Annotated in this window: 2 protein-coding genes and 1 pseudogene; 2 read left to right on the forward strand and 1 reads right to left on the reverse strand. The window is 68.2% G+C overall.

The features are described 5' to 3' along the window. Both E8A12_RS08660 and E8A12_RS08665 read left to right on the forward strand, forming a co-directional pair. Nucleotides 1–284, forward strand: a 284-nt coding sequence (locus E8A12_RS08660) for an undecaprenyl-diphosphate phosphatase (RefSeq protein WP_293367678.1), incomplete at its 5' end; no start/stop codon positions are given. Between the two features lie 73 nt (nucleotides 285–357). Beyond that, nucleotides 358–2055 carry a lysine--tRNA ligase gene (locus tag E8A12_RS08665; RefSeq protein WP_293367680.1) on the forward strand — a complete coding sequence of 566 codons (1698 nt, stop codon included), beginning with the start codon at nucleotides 358–360 and terminating at the stop codon, nucleotides 2053–2055. Here the strand turns inward: E8A12_RS08665 and E8A12_RS08670 are convergent. Next, nucleotides 2052–2344 (reverse strand): annotated as a pseudogene (locus E8A12_RS08670) (hypothetical protein); the annotation flags it as partial. The gene E8A12_RS08665 and the pseudogene E8A12_RS08670 sit on opposite strands and share 4 nt — an antisense overlap.

The following is a 2344-nucleotide window of genomic DNA, read 5'->3' on the forward strand; positions in this document are numbered from 1 at the left end:
TGCTGATGGGCGTCGAGAAGCGGGCCGCCGCCGAGTTCTCCTTCTTCCTGGCCATACCGGTGATGAGCGGCGCCTTCGTGGTCGACGGCTGGAAGAACCGCCGCGACATCATGAACGTCGGCCACGCCGGCCTGATCGCCGTGGGCTTCGTCGTGTCGTTCCTGGTGGCTCTGGGGGTGATCCGGGCCATGCTGACCATCGTCACGCGCCGTGGCTACGCCCCGTTCGGCTGGCTCAGGATCGCCATTGGCGGGATTGGCCTGGCGCTGATGATGGTGCGCTAGGGCGCCCACGTGACAGCGCGGGGCTCAAAACTCCGCTTGAGCCCTAGGCCCCGGGGCGCTACCGCCAGCCCCCATGTCGTCCCCACCCACATTGCACGGGCTTTCCGCCCAGGCCCGCGAGGCCAAGAGCTGGCCGTTCGAACAGGCCCGCCTGCTGCTTGAGCGGATCCTCCGCCTGCGCCTGACCGACGCCGAGCGCGACCTGGCCGCGGCGCTGTTCGCGCAAGGAAAGTTCGCCGAGGCCGTCCAGACCCTGCCTGCGCTCAACCGGGCGGTAATCTTCCAGTGCGGCTATGGCGCGTCGGGCCTTCCGCACATGGGCACCTTCGGCGAGGCGGCGCGGCCGACCATGGTGCGCAACGCTTTCCGCGCGCTCACCGAGGACGCCATCCCGACCCAGCTGATCGTCTACTCCGACGACATGGACGGCCTGCGGAAGATCCCCGACAACGTGCCCAATAAGGCCATGCTGGAGGAGGATCTCGGCAAGCCGGTCACCAGCGTCCGCGATCCGTTCGGCGAATACGAGAGCTTCGGAGCGCACAACAATGCGAGGCTCCGCGCCTTCCTCGACAGCTTCGGCTTCGACTACACCTACATGTCGTCCACGGAGACCTATAAATCCGGCCGCCTGGACGAGATGCTGTTGCGCATCCTGGCGCGGTTCGACGCGGTGCAGGCGATCATGCTGCCGACCCTCGGCGAGGAGCGGCGCGCCACCTATTCGCCCTTCCTGCCGATCAGTCCGAAGTCCGGCCGCGTGCTGCAGGCCGCCACGCTCGCCCGCGACGTCGAAAAGGGCACGATCACCTTCGCCGACGAGGACGGGACGATCACCGAGACGCCGGTCACCGGCGGCCATGTGAAGCTGCAGTGGCGACCCGACTGGGCGGCGCGCTGGGTGGCGCTGGGCGTCGACTTCGAGGCCTCGGGCAAGGACCTGGTGGACTCGGTCCGCGTGTCCAACAAGATCGTCAGGGCCTTGGGCGGCGAGCCGCCAGAAGCCTTCCACTTCGAACTCTTCATGGACGAGAACAACCAGAAGATTTCCAAGACCAAGGGCAACGGCCTGACCATGGACGAGTGGCTGCGCTACGGGACGCCCGAGAGCCTGGCCTACTACATGTACCAGTCGCCCAAGTCGGCGAAGCGGCTCTATTTCGACGTCATCCCCAAGGCGACGGACGAGTACCTGCAGCAGCTCGACGCGTTCAATCGCGCGCGGGCGGACGGGGCCAATGCGCCGGCCATCGACAATCCTGCCTGGCACGTCCATCGCGGCGCCCCGCCGGAGCGCGGATCGCCGGTCAGCTTCTCGCTGCTGCTGAACCTGGTCTCGGCGGCGGACGCCTCGACCAAGGACATCCTGTGGGGCTTCATCGAGCGTTATATCCCCGGCGCGACGCCGGCCAGCGAGCCGGTGCTGGACCAGCTCGCCGGCTACGCGATCAACTACTACGAGGATTTCGTGAAACCCTCGAAGCAATTCCGCGCGCCCAGCGATCAAGAGCGCGCGGCGATGCAGGCGCTGGTCGCCAAGCTGAAGGCGCTGCCCGCCGGCGCAGATGCCGAGGCCATCCAGAACGAGGTCTTCGAGGTCGGCAAGGACGCCGGCTTCGAGCCGCTCCGCGCCTGGTTCTCGGCCCTCTACGAGGTGCTGCTGGGCCAGAGCCAGGGCCCGCGGTTCGGGTCGTTCGTGGCGATCTTCGGCGTCGAGCGGACCGTGGCCCTGATCGAGCGCGCTTTGGCGGGCGAGCTGGCCGCGGCCTAGAAATCCCCGTCGTCATCTTCGCCGATGGGCATGCCGGGCGGGGTTTCGGGGCGCCATTTGGTGTCGGCGAGGAGGCGCTTGAGCTCGTCCTTGTCTTCCAGCAGGGCCGCCAGATGCAGGCGGTGGGCGCGCTCGGCAGAGTCGGCGCCCGGCGACATCTTCAGCTTGGCGGCGAGATCGTCGAGGGCCTGGTCGATCTCGGACGCCGCGCCGGAGGAGGTCGCAGGCTGCCGCGCGGCGTAGGCCAGCTGCAGGACGGTGCGCGTCTGGGTGCGCCGCGCGATCTCGG

This window comes from Phenylobacterium sp., assembly GCF_004799395.1.
In the GTDB taxonomy this organism is placed as follows: Bacteria; Pseudomonadota; Alphaproteobacteria; order Caulobacterales; family Caulobacteraceae; genus Phenylobacterium.